Here is an 18,311-nt window from a genome sequence, read left to right as displayed (position 1 = left end):
CCCGGTTTTTGGCATCCAAGCATTCTTGAAACAGAAGATTCGCCAACAACCAAAAATGTAAAGTAAAATGCCAAGATCAGTAAACAACGTAGCATCGCGCGCCAAGCGCAAACGCATTCTTAAACTGGCGAAAGGATTTTTCGGCCGTAAGAAGAATGTATGGACGGTAGCAAAGAATGCCGTAGAAAAAGGTCTCGTGTACGCCTACCGCGACCGCAAGCAAAAGAAAAGAGAGTATCGTGCCATCTGGATTACCCGTATCAATGCAGGTGTGCGTGAGCATGGTATGTCATACTCGCAGTTTATGGGTAAACTTAAAACTGCCGGTATTGATCTTAACCGTAAAGTATTGGCCGATCTGGCCATGAACCATCGCGAAGCGTTTGATGCAGTGGTAAAGAAGGTTAAGTAATCAGTTAAATCAAATTAAGGGAGAAGGGGCGTCAGCCCCTTTCCTGTTTCAAGACATGTCACGTTCAAGAAAGATATTCCTCGGATTCGCAATCGTATTTCTGGTGTTGTTGTTTTATGCCAGTTATGATATCGCCACCAGAACCACATTTCCTGGTTCCAGGCCACAATTGAAAGAGCGGATCGAGGACAAGTTTATAAAGCCCGATTCAGTACAAGCTGATACCATCACTACGAAACAGCCAGATTGACTAAAAAATGGCGCGCATTTGCCTGAAAAACTGAACTTAAGTTGCTTTTGCGACAAATTATTGTACCTTTATCCTCGATTAAAGCCAACTGTAGACTTTGAAAATCCCCCTTGTCGTGAACATGTCGGGGATTTTCATTTTTTAGGGCACTGTTTATCCGGATTAGCGACATTCTATCCCCAATTTTAGCCGACTGGCGATTAGAGAATTGTAGATAAAATGGCTCCCCTTACATTTGTTACAGATTAAAGCCAACTATAGACAAGATTAACCCCCGGAGTCAAGGACTTCGGGGGTTTTTCGTTTTAAGCCCCGCTGCATTAACGCTGTAAACCTTCGTAACTTTCTTTTCCGAAGGCAACCCTTCACTGAAACCATCCGTACTGTGTAGGATTTTCAAGACCCGAACCCATCACCCATGCATACCCTGATTGAAGGATGCAAACGAAACGATCGCGAAAGCCAGCGCCAACTGTACAATCAGTACTATGGCTATTGCTTCAGTGTGTGTTTGCGGTATTGCAGAACAACGGAGGAGGCAAGGGAAGTAACGAATGATGGTTTTATGAAAATTTTTCAAAAGATAGATCAGTATAAACCGGATACTTCTTTTAAAGCGTGGATCAGAAGAATTATGATCAACGCTTCAATTGATCTCTATCGCAAAGAAAATAAACATTACTATCAACAAGCAGTAGAAGAAGTAGCCGATCGGTTTATTGTGCGATCCACTGCGCTGGAGGAACTATCGCATAAGGAGTTGATGGCGATGGTGCAAAGCCTGACACCCGCGTATCGCATGGTGTTCAACTTGTATGCAATTGATGGATATACGCATGAAGAAATCGGAGTGATCCTTGGAATATCAGAGGGAACATCGAAGTCAAACCTTTCAAAGGCCAGGGAGCGACTACGAAGTATGTTGGAAAAAATGAATGAAGGAAGTTATGCAAAATCAGTCTGATCAGGAGTTGGATGATCTTTTTAAGCGCGCGGCTGAGCAATCGGAGGGTGACTCGGCTATGCCCGATTGGACCGATATGAACAATCGGTTGGATCAGGCAACGCGAGCCGGGTTCTTCTGGCAAAACAAAACGGCTATAACCGGATCAATACTCGGACTTGCTGTAGTGGTTTTGGTTTGGTGGGGATTGGGAACGAGGTTTGAAGGAGATGAAGTTCAGGCATCAGCAAAACAAGTGCAGAACGGTAAAGACATTGCCCATCAGGAAAGTGAGGATGATGCTTCGCTACAGTCCGTTGAGTCCAGTGCATCAACGGATGAGGTGTCTGATACTCATTTTGGAATTTCTGAAAAAGACAATGATCGTTCGATCAGTGGTAGCAGCAAAAATGAAGTTGTTTCGAAATCAAATTCCTTTTCGAAACCAGAAAAGATTGCTGTATTGAGCGATAATTATAAAGAAGTTGAGGAAACACAAATTTCAAGTGGGCGGAAGGGGGAACGGAATGTTGAAACGAAAATATCACCTGACGAACAGAAAGATCTTTCAGTTGTCGGTATTTCTGAAGAAGGACGGGAAAATAAAATTGAGAAACAGCAATTTACTGAAAAGCCTAGCACGGTTGCCATGAGCAGCAATCAAACAGTTTTGGTATCAACTGATTCAATAGCTGTTGAGGAAGAGCCGGTAAGTAAACCGGAAGCTCATATTGCTGAAGATAAGAAAGAAGGTGCTGATAAAAATGATGAGTCAGCGAAAGCTTATCGTGGCTTTGCTGTAAAGCTTGCGATTTCACCTGATTACTCAACCGTAAAATCCGTTCAACCCGACAAGCTGGGGGTGAACTATGGTTTGCTGGTTGAATACAACTTAACTAAAAATATTTCGGTAGCCACTGGTTTAATACGGGCTAATAAGTTTTACTCCGCTCGCGACATAGAGTATTATGGTCAGGCGAGCGACAGGGTTGATGGAGATTGCCGCATGTGGGATGTTCCTGTAATGCTGTATTACAACTTTTCACCCGGACAAACTTGGTCGCTTTATGCAGGGTTGGGTGCATCCTCCTACTTGATGAGCAGGGAGAATTACGTGTATTATGTGGAAGGTGGATACGGTAATGTATATACATACGAGCAAACGATACGCGGAAAAAATAATGAATGGTTCAGCATGCTGAATCTTTCAGTTGGCTTGAATAAGCAGTTGAATACCCGATGGGCCATTCAACTGGAGCCGTTTTATAAAGCCCCGCTGGCCGGTGTGGGTGAAGGTGATGTTTCACTGGCCAGTTTTGGGGCTTTTTTTAACCTGAAATACAATTTTTTAAATACAAAATAGACCCGCCTATGAGATTAGCTTTTCGATTGTTAAGTGCAGTAGCGGTTATGAGCGTTACCGTGTATGTAAGTTGTTCGAGTGGTGATGAGCCAGAGCCGTTTGATTGCAATACTTCTGACCTGGCCATTCAATTGGTTGCTGATAATGATCCTACTGAGTGTGGTACGAATAATGGATCCATTCAGGTTTCGGCAACTGGCGGACAGGGCCCATACCAATTTAAAATCGGTACCGGTGCTTATGGCAGCAATGCCACCTTTAGCAACCTCGGTGGAGGCTCATACAACATCAGTGTAAAAGATAATCGGGGATGTGAAAAGCAACTTGCTGCAGTAGTGTTGACTGCTCCTTCCGGACCAGTTGCTGGTACGCCAGACATAGAAGCACAGACAAACTGTTTATCGCCCAATGGATCCGTTACTGCCAACGTAACAGGAGGTACACCTCCTTACCAATATAAATTGGGTAGTGGTGCGTTTGGATCAGTGGCAACATTTAATGGACTCAGTGCAGGCAATTATGTGATCACAGTTGAAGATGATGCGGGTTGTTCAATAAATGTTAATGCTTCTGTAGCCAGTAATACCGGCATCACATACACCGGGGATATATTGGCTATTTTTCAAGCCAAATGTCAGTTTAGCGGTTGTCATCCTGATAATGGTAACTGGTTTGACTTTAATACGGCAAAGAGCAATGCTGCTGCTATAAAATCCAATACAACAAGTGGCAACATGCCCAAGGGCGGATCAGCTGCACCTGGCGGAGCGTTGACGGCAGATCAGATTAAACTGATTGCCTGTTGGGTTGATAGTGGTGCTAATTGATTCATGTTGAGTAAAAGTATTCTCCTGGTTTGGTTAGGGGTGGTGGCTATTTCTGCCCAGGCACAGCGATATGTGTTGAGCGAAGGCGTCATCACCTTTTTTTCAGAAGCCACGTTGGAGAACATAAAGGCTGAAAACAAGCATACAACCAGTGCATTTGATGTCACCACCGGTGAAATTGCGTTTGCTGTTCCTAATAATCAGTTTCAGTTTGAGAAAAAACTGATGCAGCAGCACTTCAATGAAAAGTATATGGAGTCAGAAAAGTATCCCCGCTCTACTTTTTCCGGAAAGGTGGAAGGTTTTGATGCATCAAAAACAGGTAAGCAGCAGGTACGGGCAACAGGTAAAATGTTCATTCATGGGGTAACGCAGTCAGTTGAGATTCCGGGAGTATTAGAAGTTAGCACACAAGGCGTTTCCATGAAATCAACGTTCATGATCAAGCTGGCTGATTACAAAATCAAAATCCCTCAAATACTTTGGCAGAACATTGCTGAGCAAGTTGAGGTAACGGTAGACCTTGTGTATAAACCCCGGTAATTTTTATGAAGATTTTCATTAAACAGGTTGCCTCAACTCCGGATTTATCCAAAATCCGAGATCAAAAGGAAAAAGAAAAGGCCGTGAATAATCCGGTAGGTATCGCGAAGCAAAGGGAATCTGGCATGAAGATGAGTCAATCCATTTTAAGCTTGATTTTTATTTTGATTTCAATCCTCTCATCAGCTCAGGATGATTTATTAAACGACTTAACGAAAGAACCGGTGACAAACGAAACAATTGCCACGTTTAAAGGAAGCCGGGTCATTAATCTTCAATCGGTTGAGACAAGACCAAAAGGAACGTTGGAATTTATTTTTTCACATCGGTTTGGTCGGATCAATCAAGGTGCCTATACCTTATGGGGACTGGATGATGCCTATGTTCGCCTTGGACTGGAATATGGTATTACGGATAGGCTTGGAGTGGGGTTGGGTCGTAATTCCATTGATAAATCTTTTGATGCATTTGCACGGTACAAACTTCTAGCACAGCATCCGGGTAAAATTCCTGTTAGCGTAACTGCACTTGGTACTTTGAATTACAAATCATCGCCCAAAAAGGACGAAAGCATTGTGCCGATTACTGCAAATGACCGGATTTCGTACGTAGGGCAGTTGCTGATAGCCAGAAAATTTACGCCAGGGCTGTCGTTGCAGGTTAATCCCATCATTGTTCATCGAAACACCGTTGATCAGCAGTATGAAAATAACGATGATTTTGCGCTCGGTTTTGCTGGCCGTCAAAAGATTTCAAGAAGCATGGCGTTTACTGCTGAATATCTCATCAGACTGAATTCAAGAGAAAATGATCTTCCGGCTTATGAACGATACAATGCGATTGGTTTTGGTATTGATATTGAAACCGGAGGCCACGTTTTTCAACTGGTATTTACTAACTCGCTAGGTTTGATTGAACGATCGGTGGTTGCTGAAACCAGTGGAAATTTTTGGGATGGCGACATTCATTTCGGATTTAACGTCACCCGTACTTTTCAGTTAAGCAGAAAAAAGTAATCTTCGCAGCTTAAACCTGCTGAAGAAAGTTGCTGCTGACTTCCATTATTCTGTACATGATTATAACCGTGCTGGTTGGTGTATGGGCTGCCCGTAGGGTTAAAACCTCCAGTGATTACATGTTGGCTGGCAGAAGCCTGCCCATGGTACTGAGTACCTCTGCACTATTTGCAACATGGTTTGGTTCGGAAACAGTTTTTGGGGCTTCCTCTGAGTTTCTCAAGGGTGGATTGTATTCCGTAATTGAAGATCCATTTGGTGCTGCCTTGTGCCTGCTCTTATTCGGAATGTTTTTCGCCCGAAAGCTATACAGCCTGAATCTGTTAACACTCTGTGATTATTTTCGTGTGCGCTTCAACAGGCGTACGGAAATTATCTCCAGTATTTTTATGGTGCCATCGTACTTCGGCTACATTGCTGGTCAGCTTGTGGCGCTTGGATTAATTTTGAATGTGGTAGCCGGTATTCCCATGTGGGAAGGGATTGTGATTAGTTCGGTTGTAGTTACCCTGTACACGTTTGTGGGTGGCATGTGGGCCATTTCCATTACCGATTTTGTTCAGAGTATCATCATTGTGTTGGGGTTGGGTGTGTTGGCCTGGTTGCTGGCCTCAAAGGCAGGAGGGGTGATGCATGTGCTGCAGTCGGCACCTGCGCACAATTTTAAATTCTTTCCAGAGCCCAATGGAGTTGCCATCGTTTCGTATTTAGCTGCGTGGTCGGTTTTGGGTCTGGGTTCCATTCCTTCACAAGATGTGTTTCAGCGAGCCATGTCATCTGGCTCTCCAAAAATCGCTGAGCGATCGTGCTACTACGCAGCGGGACTTTATCTCACGGTTGCCATGCTGCCGTTGTTTATCAGTTTGTGCATCAAATACCTTTATCCGGAAACGCTTGAAGGAGACACACAACTCACGTTACCTAACATGGTATTGGAGCATGCGGCCATGCCTGTTCAGGTGTTGTTCTTTGGTGCATTGCTATCTGCCATTATGAGTACAACGAGCTCAGCCATGCTGGCACCTGCAGCTGTATTCTCTGAGAACATCTTAAAACCCATCTTAAAAAAACAACCGGATGATGTTCAGTTTCTACGCATCACCCGACTGACTTTATTAGCGGTGAGCATTACAGCCACCATATTGGCGTGTATGAAGTCGGATATTTACGCCCTGGTAGGAGGGGCTTCCATCCTTAGCCTGGTTTCGTTGTTTATCCCAATGGCTTTGGGTATGTATTGGAAGAGAAGTAGCTCAGCAGGTGCCATTCTTTCTATGGTTTCAGGAATGGCAACCTGGATTTACTTTGAATTCTTTCCACTGGAAATTCCATCATTAGTACCTGCGGTTTTGGTTAGTCTGCTTGCCATGGTTGCAGGAAGTATGATTTGGCCTGATCAGTCTAAAAGTTAGCCGACATCCAATGAATCATCTACTTCGCGGGCCCACGCTAAAATGCCGCCCTTCAGGTTGTACAGGTTTTCAAATCCATGATTCTTTTCAAGCCACTGAATAATGTTTCCGCTGCGTCCGCCACTGCGGCAATGAACAACCACTTGTTTGTTGGTTTGAATGCGATCAATGTTATGCGGAACTTCGGCCATGGGAATGTGCTCTCCACCTATGTTGGCCTGGTCATATTCATAGCCTTCACGAACATCAATCAATTGAAAATCAGATTTTGTATCTATCAGTTGTTTCAGTTCCAGTACGGTAATTTCCTTCATGCCCAAAGATTTATCTTTCTCGTGATTTATGCCACAAAATTGTTCATAATCGATTAGTTTTTTTATGTCAGCGCGTGAATTCCGATCCGGAATTTTCACGGTCATCATTTCCAAGGAAAGGCTGTCTACAATGATCAGGCGATTTACCATTGGTTCAGCGATGCCGGTAATCAGTTTAATGGCTTCGTTGGCCATCATGCTGCCCAGCATGCCGGGTAATACACCCAACACACCGGCTTGTTCGCAGTTGGGTACTTCATGTGGTTGGGGGGGGACAGGAAACAGGTCGCGATAGTTAGCCGATATTTCTCCTGTTGTTAGTGGAACATTAAAAACAGCAAGTTGCCCTTCATATTGAAGAATTGATCCGTAGACCAAGGGTTTATTCAACAGCACGCAGGCATCGTTCACCAGGTAACGTGTTGGGAAATTATCCGACCCGTCAAGAACAAGGTCGTAATCACGAATGATACCTATTGCGTTTTCACTGGTTAGCTGTTCAGCGATTGAAACAACCGTTACAAAAGGATTGAGTTTGTTTAGATGACGGGAGGCTGCTGTAGCTTTATTCTCCCCAATATCTTCCGTTGAAAACAATACCTGGCGTTGCAGGTTCGATTCCTGAACTACATCAAAATCAACCATGCCGATTTTGCCTATACCTGCGGCAGCGAGATACAATAAAGCCGGACTACCCAATCCGCCCGCGCCAATCACCAGAACGGAAGCCTGTTTTAGTTTCTCCTGATTTTTCAATCCAAAATCTTTCAAAACCAGGTGGCGACTGTAGCGAGTTAATTCTTCGGGTGTTAACTTGTTCACAAATCAAAAATACAAAACACATGAGAAAGAATTTTTCGACCGGGGCCAAATGGGAAGATATTGTGGGGTATTCGCGTGCCGTACGCGTGGGCAATCAATTGGAGGTTACCGGTACGGTGGCTGTGAATGAGCAGGGTTTACTGGTGGGTAAGGATGATATGTATGAGCAAACCCGTTTCATCATTCAGAAAATGGAGAAAGTTATTATTGAGGCAGGTTTTACATTAAACGATGTGGTACGCACCCGCATTTTTGTTACCGATATTTCACGGTGGGAAGAAGTAGGTCGTGCCCACCGCGAGTTTTTTCATTCGGTTAAACCGGCAACTACGATGGTGGAGGTAAAGGCGCTCATTTCTCCCGAGTATTTGGTGGAGATTGAGGCAAGTGTGGTTGGAAATAGTTAAGCTGACAGTAAAGACTATCAAATAATGGCAAAATAATTGCTACCTTCCTGTTAAACCCACATCCCGATGAAAACCCTCTTCATTGGCTTAATGCTGCTACTATCCCTTTCCGTATCCGGCCAGGTTGATGAAATTAAATCAGCGTCAAAGGATAATTCCGAGCGATCACGCTCAGGAGGCTCCTCTGGTTCAGATGGTGGAAGCCGTGGTGGCGGAGGTAGTTTTTTCATGGTAGATCTGTTGTTCAATGGAGTATTTCAATGGCAGGGAGCGAAATTAAGTGATGACCGATCGCGCTATCCATCCATGGTATCGCTGGATGTGATGTTGCAAGGCGGGGTAAAACCTTCAAGCTATTATTTGCTGTGGCCGCGAGTGCGCGGTAACTGGGGATTATTCTCCACCGACTTCCGAATGAATTACCTGATTGAAGATGATGTGGATGGGTATAAGCACATCCGCACCAACGATTGGCAGATCATACAGATTAACCTCATCACAAGCCGGTTTATTACGCTGCGTGCAGGTACAGGTGTGATGCAGGAAACATTTGGTGGGGAGCAAACCTTTAGTGAAAGCGCATTTATGTTGGGTGTGCATGCTCCGGATCAAACAAAAGCGATTGGGTTTGAATACCGCTTTTCAAAAGATTGGGATACAGGCGCAAACCCACGAAGGGAATTCAGCGTGCAGTATCAGCACCAGGTTTTCAGTGCCGGTGCCTTGCATGGAAATTTATCAGTGGGCGCGGTGTATCAGAAATACTATAACTCCATTGAGGTGTGGGCCGTGCAGGCAGGATTGGTATTCCGTATTTTTAAACCGGTGGTCAGGGATGGATGGGATGAGTGATAGGATTTTAGATTTTAGATTTGGGATTTGGGATTTGGGATTTGGCTGAGAGCCCATATGCTTTAACTTTACCTAATTCTCTAATTTTTTATACGCAAGCTCCGATATTGTTTTACCAATAGAAAGTGAAGAAGTTGCTGCCGGTGAGGGCGCGTTGCATACATTAATCACTTGTTTTTCTTCCAGGATCATAAAATCATCTACCAATCCTCCGTTTCGATCGCAGGCTTGTGCACGTACGCCTGCTCCACCATCCGTCAAATCATGCTCTTGAATTTCCGGAATAAGTTTTTGCAGGGCTTTGGTGAAAGCTGCCTTTGAAAAGGAACGATACATTTCTCCGAGTCCGGTTTTCCAGTATTTGAAAGCAACTTTTTGAAAGCCTGGCCATGCCAATGATTCAGCGAGTTCACCCAAATGAATTTGCGACTTGCTGTAGCCTTCACGTCTGAATGCCAGCACAGCATTAGGTCCGGCTTCCACACCTCCGCGCATCATACGCGTGAAGTGTACGCCCAGAAAAGGAAAGTTTGGATCGGGTACCGGGTAAATCAAATTCTTCACCAGGTATTCTTTCTCTTTTACCAGCTTAAAGTACTCTCCCCGAAAAGGAATGATCTTAACATTAACCTGTGATGTCAGTCGCGCGATTTTATCAGAATACAAACCCGCGCAATTAATCAATAAACTGCTGTGGTGCGATTTCTTGTTGGTCTCCACATGTATGTGTGAAGCTTCGGATTTTATTTCAAGTGCTTTTTCCCTCAGGTGTATTTCTCCGCCAGCTTCGCGAATTAATTCAGCTAGCTTTTCGGCAACGACTTTGTAGTCAACAATACCGGTTTGAGGAACGAATATGCCGGCAACCCCATTCACATGGGGTTCGTATGTTTTCAGTTCTTCAGCCTTCAGCCACTTTAGGTTTTGCAGTCCATTTTGTTGACCGCGCTTATGCAGGTTTTCAAGAAGGGGCACTTCGTGTTTCTCTGTGGCTACAACAATTTTACCGCAAAGCTCAAAGGGTATTCCATGGATTTTACAAAATTCAACAAGCAGGTTATAACCGGTGATGCAATTTGTGGCTTTTAAACTGCCGGGTTTGTAGTATAAACCCGAATGGATTACACCGCTGTTGTTACCGGTTTGGTGTTTGGCAACCTCATCTTCCTTTTCTAAAACAGTAAGTTTTAACGCAGGATTTTTCTGCAGCAGTTGCCAGGCGGTTGCCAACCCAACAATGCCGCCACCGATTACCAGTACATCCTTTTTCACGAAAAAAAATTTTGGCGAAACTACTCAACCCAAAGCTGCCTTCAAAGTAGACTCAAGCCTTAATTGGCTTTATACGAACGTTCAGGTTATGCTCTACAATCACAAAATGATTTTTTGGAATCATGGTCCAGTGACTGTCATCCGTAAGCTTTTCCGAGACCACCAATACCGCTTCATCATCATCTTTCGGTGCTTCCATCCGCGATATGCCATCCTCTACTACATATCTGCTTCCTTCGGAATGGTATAAGGTGAGTGGCTCGGCTTTGTCATCGGTAACAAAACGTGTGGCCACAATAAAGTGCCCGTTGGTCACCACCATGTTCAGGTAAGCCTCTTCATGAATACCGTGTTTTTTCATCAGGCTTTTTACATGGTGAAACGTGTATTCAAATGCATCCGTAACCGCATCAGTAGAAAATTCGCGATGCTCGGTGTTCAGCCTGTTTACCAACAGACTAAAGATATGCTCAGAGTCGGTTTGGCCTTTTATCCAATTGTAAAGTTCATCACTTAGTTGTGCGCGTATATCGCGCTTGATGCGGCCGAAGTTTTCAACACCCCCGTTATGGGCCATCAGCAATTCGCGGTATTGAAACGGATGGCAGTTCGCTTCTGATACTTCACCCACGCTGGCTGCACGAACATGAGCCAACATACAATCCGACTGAATTTTAGGCGCCAGGTTACGGAGGTTCCGGTTGCTCCAGGCTGGGTTTAACGAAACAAAGGTGGCGGGTTCATGACTGATATGATGTGAATACCAACCCACGCCAAAGCCATCGCCATTCAGGGGCTCCTCCAATTCCCTGGCGTTTATGCTTTGGTTAATGAGGGAGTTTTTGGGTTTGTAGAGCAACTCATCCAACAGGATGGAGGTACCCTTGTAAGCCATCAGACGGCACATAGCGAAGTGATTTTAAGGAAAGATAGAGGCTTTAGTGGGCAAAAACAGTAGCCCAGAGGCTAAAAATTTGTAAGTTTCCCAAATAGAACATTGATGTCAGAAATTAGCGGAATTTTGAGATTTCTACCTTCGATAATAGTCCTATTTTTGAGCGCTAAAACGGGTAAAACCTTCATTTTTAATACGAGTAAACCTGAATAATCAAGTTTTATAGTTGTATAGATTTTACTATGGAAAACAAAAAAAGACGCTTTCGCATTCGGTTCACTATTGGCAATAAGATTCTATTAGTTTTTGGTATCCTAATAGTTCTTTTTGTGGGCCTTTCAACCGCAATTTTTATTACCGGTAGTAGTATTAATACCGTGGTAAACAAATCTGCGGAGGTTGTTCGCCCTTCTAAAGATGCCATTAATGAATTTGTGTTGGCTGTAGAACGGTACCAGAAACTGATTACCAGTTGGGTGTACCTGCAAACCAACGAAGAAAACAAAAATGCTTTGCTACTTCTTGTTTCTACTGAATATCCGAAAATCAAAGAGGATATAGATAAACTGAAAGTAACCTGGGAGGTTGACAGCCAGAAAGTATTGGTGGATTCCGTGTTCATTCGATTTGATGAGGTACAGGGCTATGCCAAAAGTCAAATAATGGATCAATTGAATTCATTTGAAAGTTATGAAGATGGTATTACCAAGCTTTTAGCTGAAGATGTCCTCGCAAACACAATTAATCCTCAACTTGAAGATATCCTTGAAGATCTAAAAGCGTTGGCACAGGCACAAACGAATACCAATGAATTGGCTGATCAGGAGTTAATCAGTACATCAAAGTTTTTGAGAAATATAACATTAATCCTTGCAGCAGCATTTCTAGTTATAGCCTTGGTAAGTGCTTATCTATTGATGCGTTCCATTACGCGTCCGGTCAACTTCCTAAAAGATGTGGTGACTAAACTTGGTCGTGGAGAGCTGGTGGAAGATAAACAGACCAAATTCAGCAACGATGAGATTGGAGAAATGGCTGTGGCCATGGATAACCTGGTAACAGGATTGAAGGGCACTACCTTGTTTGCTGAAAACATTGGTAAAGGAAATTACGCGTCAGAGTTCAAGCCATTGAGTGAGCATGATGTGTTGGGTAACGCATTGCTGAACATGCGCGATAACCTGGCGGCTGTAGCTGAAGACGATAAGAAGCGTAACTGGGCTACTGAAGGATTGGCAAAGTTTGGTGAAATTTTGCGCAGCAACACCAATGATTTGGAGAAGTTATCAGATGAGATCATTGCCAATTTGGTAAAGTATCTGAAAGCTAACCAGGGTGCGCTGTACATCATGGACGATGAGGAGGGTGAGGAGCAGGCCATGTCTATGCGTGCTTGCTATGCCTGGGATAAGAAGAAATATTTGAATCATAAGATTCACAAAGGTGAGGGGTTGTCTGGTCAGGCCTGGCAGGAGGGTGATACCATTTACCTGACTGAAGTTCCTCAAAATTATATCAAGATCAGTTCTGGTTTGGGTGATGCAAACCCTACCTCAGTGCTTATTGTGCCGTTGAAAGTTAATGATCAGATTTTTGGTGTAGTTGAAATCGCTTCCTTCAATACTTTTGCCGATTTTGAAATGGAGTTTGTACAGAAGATAGCAGAGAGCATCGCCTCAACCATTTCTTCTGTTAAGATCAACGCCCGTACACAGCGTTTGTTGGAAGAGTCGCAGGAGATGACGGAACAAATGCGCGCACAAGAAGAAGAGATGCGCCAGAATATGGAGGAGTTGCAGGCCACGCAGGAAGAAATGCAACGCAACCAATCGGAAACAGAAGGCACCATGCAGGCGTTGAACAGCGCTTTGGCTATGGCCGATTACGATGTAGAAGGAAAGCTGACCAAGATCAACACCAACTACTTAAGCATGCTTGGCTACAGCCAGACTGAAGTGATGGGTGAGCACCACAGAATATTTGCTACCAAAGAAGACAAGAGCAGCGAAGAGTATCGCCAGTTCTGGCGTGACCTCGAGGCGGGCAAATCCCGTAAGGGTATTTATAAGCGCCTTACCCGTAAAGGCGAGGTGATTAATGTACGTTCATACTTTTCACCTGTAAAGAATCACAACGGAGAGATTGTACGCATCATGGAAATTTCCGTGGAGGCCTGAGAAGATTAGAAGATTTTAATCTGGTGGGTTTATAAAACCCTATAAAAGCAAAAAAGTCCCGCGCCCCGGGACTTTTTTGTTTACCTAAACCTAAACCTATGAGAAGAATTACTCTACTCAATTGGCTTAACGATTTAACATGGTAAAGGTTACATTGTTTTTTAATGAAAGTAAAAATTTTCGGATAAGTGGTGGTATTACTGTTTAAGCTTTTCGCTGAACACTTTTTTGAATTTTTCCAGCTTGGGCTGTATAACGTAGGTGCAGTATGGCGCATTGCCATTCAGGTTAAAATAATTTTGGTGGTAGTCTTCAGCCGGGTAAAAATCCCCTGCCTGGCTTATTTCGGTGACAATTGGACGGTCAAATGCCCCGGAAGCATCCAATTTGTGCTTGTAGGCGCTGGCCAGTTCCTTTTGCTCAGCAGAATGGTAGAATATGACTGAACGGTACTGGGTTCCCACATCGGCACCTTGCCGGTTTAGGGTAGTGGGGTCGTGTGTGCCCCAGAATATTTCAAGCAGTTCCGGATACGTGATCAAGGTGGGATTATAGGTTATTTGAATCACTTCGGCATGCCCGGTAAGTCCGGAAGTTACCTCTTTGTAAGTAGGGTTTTTCACTTTACCCCCGGCATATCCGGATACTACTTTTTCTACTCCTTTTACGCGCTGAAATACAGCCTCTGTACACCAGAAGCAGCCCCCGCCAAAGGTGGCTATCGCTAATTTGTTTGTCATGTTGGATGGTGTTGATTTAGTCTGCTGGGCATAACTGGTTGTTAAACCAATGAGCAGCAAAATGGTCATGAAATGTTTCATGATGTTTTAACCTTGATCTGACCAAAATAGTTTTGGTCAGATCAAGGGTTTGTCGGTTAGATTACAACTGGGTTTAGTTGTACTGCTGATAGAATGAACGGATAGCAGGCGTAAGTTGATCATAAATCGGGCCGGCAAAAGCGAGGAACATAGCCTGCGGATCGGGCGGCTGAATTTCTCTTCGCTTACACATTTCCAATTGTTGAGAAGTTAAGGCACGCTCATCACCATTGAACCTTCCCCAAGTGGTAAACCATTCGTAACGGCCCGGAAATTTGCGGTGGGTCAGTACCGCGTTGGATTTCGCATCAACCACAATCATACTTAACAGTCCTTCTGAAACAACCTCCTTTCTTACCGTGATCAGTTTTGCAGTTACGGTATTGTAGACCGGAACGGTTTTTCCATCAATCTTAGCTTCACCAACTTTAACACTATCCTTCTTCACGGTTTCTTCCTTTTCGCGTACGGTTGTGTTGCCGACACTGAAGTCATCGAATTGAAGACGCATAATTTGATCTACTCGTGGCAACTGAATATTCTGTGCTCCCTGTGGTGTATAGAATTTAACAAATCCCTGATCTGGATAATTACGGTTTACATATTCTTCAACCTTATCCTGAAAGAATCCACCACTCAGGTTGTAGCGGGTGGGGATGGCAACTTGTTCAAGAATAACAAAGGTGGTGGCTTCAAATTTTGACTTTTCCAAATACTCTACTACATCTTTAAAGCCTGGAACATAGGCGTTGGCTTCACTGAAGTTGTAAAAGGCGCGTTTGGCATCTTCGCGCGTTCCTTTCATCAAGGCATCAATACCCGAATTGTAAAGTTCTTCTGCGGCCTTCTCTTTCAAAGGTGCCATTTCATTGTAAAAGTTTTTCGGGTTCGGAACCACTTTTAAGGCGCCCGGTGATTGGCGGATAGCCTCGTACATGTTATTGATTCGCTCATAGGAAACCAAGGCGCCTTTCCATTTGGTATTTGAGTTAGAGGCAATCTGGTTCTTGGCATCGGTTTCAAGCCATTCTACTGCCAGGGGATAGCTGCTCCGCAGGGTTTCCATCGACTTCTTATGGTCGGGATTTTGGCGTAAACGACCAATAGCCTGCATTACAGCTTCATAGTAGTTGCCACGCTCATAGGCTTTCTTGCCCGATGAGCAAGCAGACAGAATCAGGACAATAAAAACAAGGATGCATAGATTACGCATGGTTCAGTTTTTTTATGCAATCTACAAATTGAGTGCCTGAATTTACGAACCTGCTGGGAAGAAATACAGGAGGATATCGTCAATGCTATCGCGGAAATTACCCCAGGAGTGCCCTTGATTGGTTTCGAAATACTGATAGGTGCAGGTATTTTTCTCGAGAATGGCTTTCATTTTCCGGGCTCCTTCTTCTGCGTCTTTAATGGTGCCGGTAGTCATAAAAACCTTTACGGGAGGATTTTCCGGATTATCGCACAAGCTATAGATGTCGGGTTTAAACCAGAATGCAGGGGATTGGATACCGGCCATCCCAAATACCTCTGGTCGCGAAAAGGCGAAGTAAGCAGCGGTTAGTCCACCCATTGAACTGCCCAAAATAGCGCGGTCGGCACGAGCTTTGGAGATGGTGTGTTGTTTTTCGATTTCAGCAATAAATTCATCAGCAATAAAATTCAGGTAGCGGCTGTTCATAGCCAGCTCCATCATCCTGCGGTTGTTCGAACGATTAACCGGCTCGCGATGGTCAATAAAAATGACAACGAGGGGTTTGATTCTCTCATCGGCAATCAGGTTATCCAGAATCACCTTCATATTGCCCAATCGTTCATGCAGGTATTCATAACCATCGGTTACATACAATACCGGGTATACGGTATCTTGATTGTAGTGGGCAGGATAGTAGATGGAGTAGGTAACCTGGTAGCCCAGTGTTTTGCTGTTGAAGAGGATATCTTTTTCCAAGGTTCCGCGGGCAATATTTTCACGGGGAATCATGATGGGATCAGCCTTCCATTCAGGCATGCGCAGCTCAGAGTTTGGGCTTCCACCGCCCACACCCGACCATTGTTGATTTGGATTATTTGGATCAACAATCCAATCGGTACCGTTGATCAGGATTTTATAATCCAGCCGTGCATCCTTCGGAAAAGAAGTTTTTAAATACCAGATGTCGCTACCGGGAATTTGCGTGCCTTGATTTTTAAATTCTTTGTCGTACCCCCAGCCGTTGAAGTCGCCCATCCAGGCTACGGTTTTTGCTTCACCCCGATAAAGGAATAGGACTGAATCGGCAAGCGTAAGCGGAATTTGATTTGACTTGATCAATTCTTGCCAGGTGTTTTCGCGAGTTGTCGAATCGGCTGAGGATAAAGAAGTGAGTGTTGTTTGCAGGTGCGAATAATCCTGTGCATGCAGGACGATTGCAACAAACCAAATGCTAACACATAGGAAAAACCTCATGCCTGTTGTTTTATGATTACTTCATCACGGTCATCAACCATTAAATTTAATAAACCGGCAATAATCATGGAAACACCTCCCGTTACAAGTATGTAAATGGTTTGTCCGTTAAAGAAATGTGTCAGCATAAAGCCCAATATGGTACCCGCAACAATTTGTGGAATAACGATGAAGAAATTGAACACCCCCATGTAGTAGCCCATTTTTTCTGCTGGCAGCGAACCCGAAAGCATGGCGTATGGAATAGACAGAATGCTGGCCCAGGCAATACCGATGCCGATCATGGAAAACCACAGCCAGAATGGATCGCTGATTAAGTAAAATGAGATTAAACCAAAGCCACCGCAAAACAAGGCAATTAAGTGTGTCATTCGTCTGCTGGTGTATTTTGCTAGTACGGGTAGTAAAAGTGCAGCTAATGCTGCAATGCCATTGTATACCCCAAAGAGATTGCCCACCATACTTGCGCCTTCGTTATATGCTTCAGTTGTTGGGTCTGTTGAATTATAGATATGGCTTGTTACAGCCGATGTGGTGTAAATCCACATGGCAAATAATGCGAACCAGGAAAAAAATTGTACGTAGGCCAACTGCACCATGGTTTTTGGCATCGAGTTGAAATCTTTGACAATATTTACGAGCCCGAGATAGGATCTTCCTTGTTTTATATAAAGCGTAGCCAGAAGATGAACAATTCCAAAAATTCCCAAACCAAGAGAAAGTACATAGAGTTCTTTCTCTATTTTCAGAAAGTAAACAATCAATCCAATTACGATAGCGAGAACAAGCAATACGGATCCTATCCTCAGGAATTTTGAATAGTAAAATGCTTCATTTTCAATTTTTCTTCTTTCTCTGTTTTTTAGTTTTTCTTCATCCCCTGGTTCCGGAGGATATTCAGTAGAGCTGAATACGGTCCACATTACCGTGGCAAACAACATAAACGCTCCGAGGTAGAATGAATATTTTACAGAGTCAGGTATTACCCCGGGTTCGTCTGAAACATTTGAAATATCAAACCAATTGGTGAATATCCAGGGAAGAAACGAGGCGATGATAGCACCTACTCCAATGAAGAAACTCTGCATGGCAAAACCAGTGGTGCGCTGAGAGGGGGGGAGTTTATCACCAACAAATGCACGAAACGGTTCCATGCTGATGTTAATGGAAGCATCCATGATCCACAAAACTCCGACAGCCATCCATAGTGCCGATGAATTGGGCATGATGCATAAAGCCACTGATGCAAGTATTGCTCCGATAGCAAAGAACGGTCTTCTTCGTCCCCATTTAGCATGCCATGTGCGATCACTGTAATACCCAATTATTGGCTGAACAATTAATCCGGTTATGGGGGCCGCAAGCCAATATAGTGCGAGGTTGGATGGATCAGATCCTAACGTTTCAAAAATGCGACTCGTATTCGCATTCTGCAATGCAAATCCAAATTGTATACCCATAAAGCCAAAGCTCATATTCCAGATTTGCCAGAAGCTGAGGCGAGGGCGTGCGATTGTTGTTGATGACATAAATCAG

The 18,311-nt window shown here is 44.0% G+C and carries 18 protein-coding genes; 11 read left to right on the top strand and 7 right to left on the bottom strand.

The features are described 5' to 3' along the window. Positions 1-67: 67 nt before the first annotated feature. From rplT to QY309_09555, 8 genes are all read left to right on the top strand, one after another. Entirely contained in the window at positions 68-412 is a 345-nt protein-coding gene (gene rplT, locus QY309_09590) for a 50S ribosomal protein L20 (protein WKZ58121.1), read from the top strand. A 55-nt stretch (positions 413-467) separates the two neighbouring features. Then, positions 468-662, top strand: a complete 195-nt coding sequence (locus QY309_09585; GenBank protein WKZ58120.1) for a hypothetical protein — start codon at positions 468-470, stop codon at positions 660-662. 418 nt (positions 663-1,080) lie between these two features. Next, positions 1,081-1,626, top strand: coding sequence for an RNA polymerase sigma factor (locus tag QY309_09580; GenBank protein ID WKZ58119.1), 546 nt, complete (start codon positions 1,081-1,083; stop codon positions 1,624-1,626). Further along, positions 1,610-2,968 (top strand): outer membrane beta-barrel protein, encoded by a 1,359-nt coding sequence (locus QY309_09575; GenBank protein WKZ58118.1) that lies wholly within the window; start codon positions 1,610-1,612, stop codon positions 2,966-2,968. Before QY309_09580 ends, QY309_09575 begins: the two co-directional genes overlap by 17 nt. Positions 2,969-2,976: 8 nt before the next feature. After that, complete coding sequence (locus tag QY309_09570; protein WKZ58117.1) at positions 2,977-3,795, top strand: SprB repeat-containing protein; 819 nt, start codon at positions 2,977-2,979, stop codon at positions 3,793-3,795. 3 nt (positions 3,796-3,798) lie between these two features. Beyond that, positions 3,799-4,338, top strand: coding sequence for a YceI family protein (locus QY309_09565; protein ID WKZ58116.1), 540 nt, complete (start codon positions 3,799-3,801; stop codon positions 4,336-4,338). 5 nt (positions 4,339-4,343) lie between these two features. Further along, entirely contained in the window at positions 4,344-5,354 is a 1,011-nt protein-coding gene (locus tag QY309_09560; GenBank protein ID WKZ58115.1) for a DUF5777 family beta-barrel protein, read from the top strand. Positions 5,355-5,383: 29 nt separating this feature from the next. Then, complete coding sequence (locus QY309_09555; GenBank protein WKZ58114.1) at positions 5,384-6,766, top strand: sodium:solute symporter family protein; 1,383 nt, start codon at positions 5,384-5,386, stop codon at positions 6,764-6,766. Here the strand turns inward: QY309_09555 and QY309_09550 are convergent. Beyond that, positions 6,763-7,902, bottom strand: a complete 1,140-nt coding sequence (locus QY309_09550; GenBank protein WKZ58113.1) for a ThiF family adenylyltransferase — start codon at positions 7,900-7,902, stop codon at positions 6,763-6,765. The genes QY309_09555 and QY309_09550 overlap by 4 nt on opposite strands. Before the next feature lie 20 nt (positions 7,903-7,922). Here QY309_09550 and QY309_09545 point away from each other — a divergent pair, with 20 nt between their 5' ends. Together QY309_09545 and QY309_09540 are read left to right on the top strand one after the other, a co-directional pair. Continuing rightward, positions 7,923-8,309 (top strand): RidA family protein, encoded by a 387-nt coding sequence (locus tag QY309_09545; protein ID WKZ58112.1) that lies wholly within the window; start codon positions 7,923-7,925, stop codon positions 8,307-8,309. Between the two features lie 66 nt (positions 8,310-8,375). Beyond that, complete coding sequence (locus QY309_09540; protein WKZ58111.1) at positions 8,376-9,161, top strand: hypothetical protein; 786 nt, start codon at positions 8,376-8,378, stop codon at positions 9,159-9,161. Between the two features lie 72 nt (positions 9,162-9,233). Here the strand turns inward: QY309_09540 and lhgO are convergent, their stop codons facing one another. Both lhgO and QY309_09530 read right to left on the bottom strand, forming a co-directional pair. Continuing rightward, on the bottom strand, positions 9,234-10,433 hold the full coding sequence (gene lhgO, locus QY309_09535) for an L-2-hydroxyglutarate oxidase (GenBank protein WKZ58110.1): 1,200 nt from the start codon (positions 10,431-10,433) through the stop codon (positions 9,234-9,236). Positions 10,434-10,485: 52 nt separating this feature from the next. After that, a complete protein-coding gene (locus QY309_09530) occupies positions 10,486-11,340 on the bottom strand; it encodes a class II glutamine amidotransferase (protein WKZ58109.1) in 855 nt (284 codons plus the stop codon). A 230-nt stretch (positions 11,341-11,570) separates the two neighbouring features. On the opposite strand from QY309_09530, the gene QY309_09525 reads away from it, so the two are divergent. Beyond that, positions 11,571-13,505, top strand: a complete 1,935-nt coding sequence (locus QY309_09525; GenBank protein WKZ58108.1) for a GAF domain-containing protein — start codon at positions 11,571-11,573, stop codon at positions 13,503-13,505. A 197-nt stretch (positions 13,506-13,702) separates the two neighbouring features. Here QY309_09525 and msrA read toward each other — a convergent pair whose 3' ends face one another. From msrA to QY309_09505, 4 genes are all read right to left on the bottom strand, one after another. Next, a complete protein-coding gene (gene msrA, locus QY309_09520) occupies positions 13,703-14,326 on the bottom strand; it encodes a peptide-methionine (S)-S-oxide reductase MsrA (protein ID WKZ58107.1) in 624 nt (207 codons plus the stop codon). Positions 14,327-14,399: 73 nt separating this feature from the next. Then, complete coding sequence (locus QY309_09515; protein ID WKZ58106.1) at positions 14,400-15,539, bottom strand: hypothetical protein; 1,140 nt, start codon at positions 15,537-15,539, stop codon at positions 14,400-14,402. Between the two features lie 42 nt (positions 15,540-15,581). Next, positions 15,582-16,775 carry an alpha/beta hydrolase-fold protein gene (locus QY309_09510; protein ID WKZ58105.1) on the bottom strand — a complete coding sequence of 398 codons (1,194 nt, stop codon included), beginning with the start codon at positions 16,773-16,775 and terminating at the stop codon, positions 15,582-15,584. Further along, a complete protein-coding gene (locus QY309_09505) occupies positions 16,772-18,304 on the bottom strand; it encodes an MFS transporter (protein WKZ58104.1) in 1,533 nt (510 codons plus the stop codon). The genes QY309_09510 and QY309_09505 overlap by 4 nt, the downstream gene beginning before the upstream one ends. Positions 18,305-18,311 lie beyond the last annotated feature (7 nt).

The organism is Cyclobacteriaceae bacterium (genome assembly GCA_030584025.1).
Lineage (GTDB): Bacteria > Bacteroidota > Bacteroidia > Cytophagales > Cyclobacteriaceae > UBA2336.
Note: the sequence above shows the minus strand (reverse complement) of the source record. Positions and strands in the feature narration are given on the sequence as shown.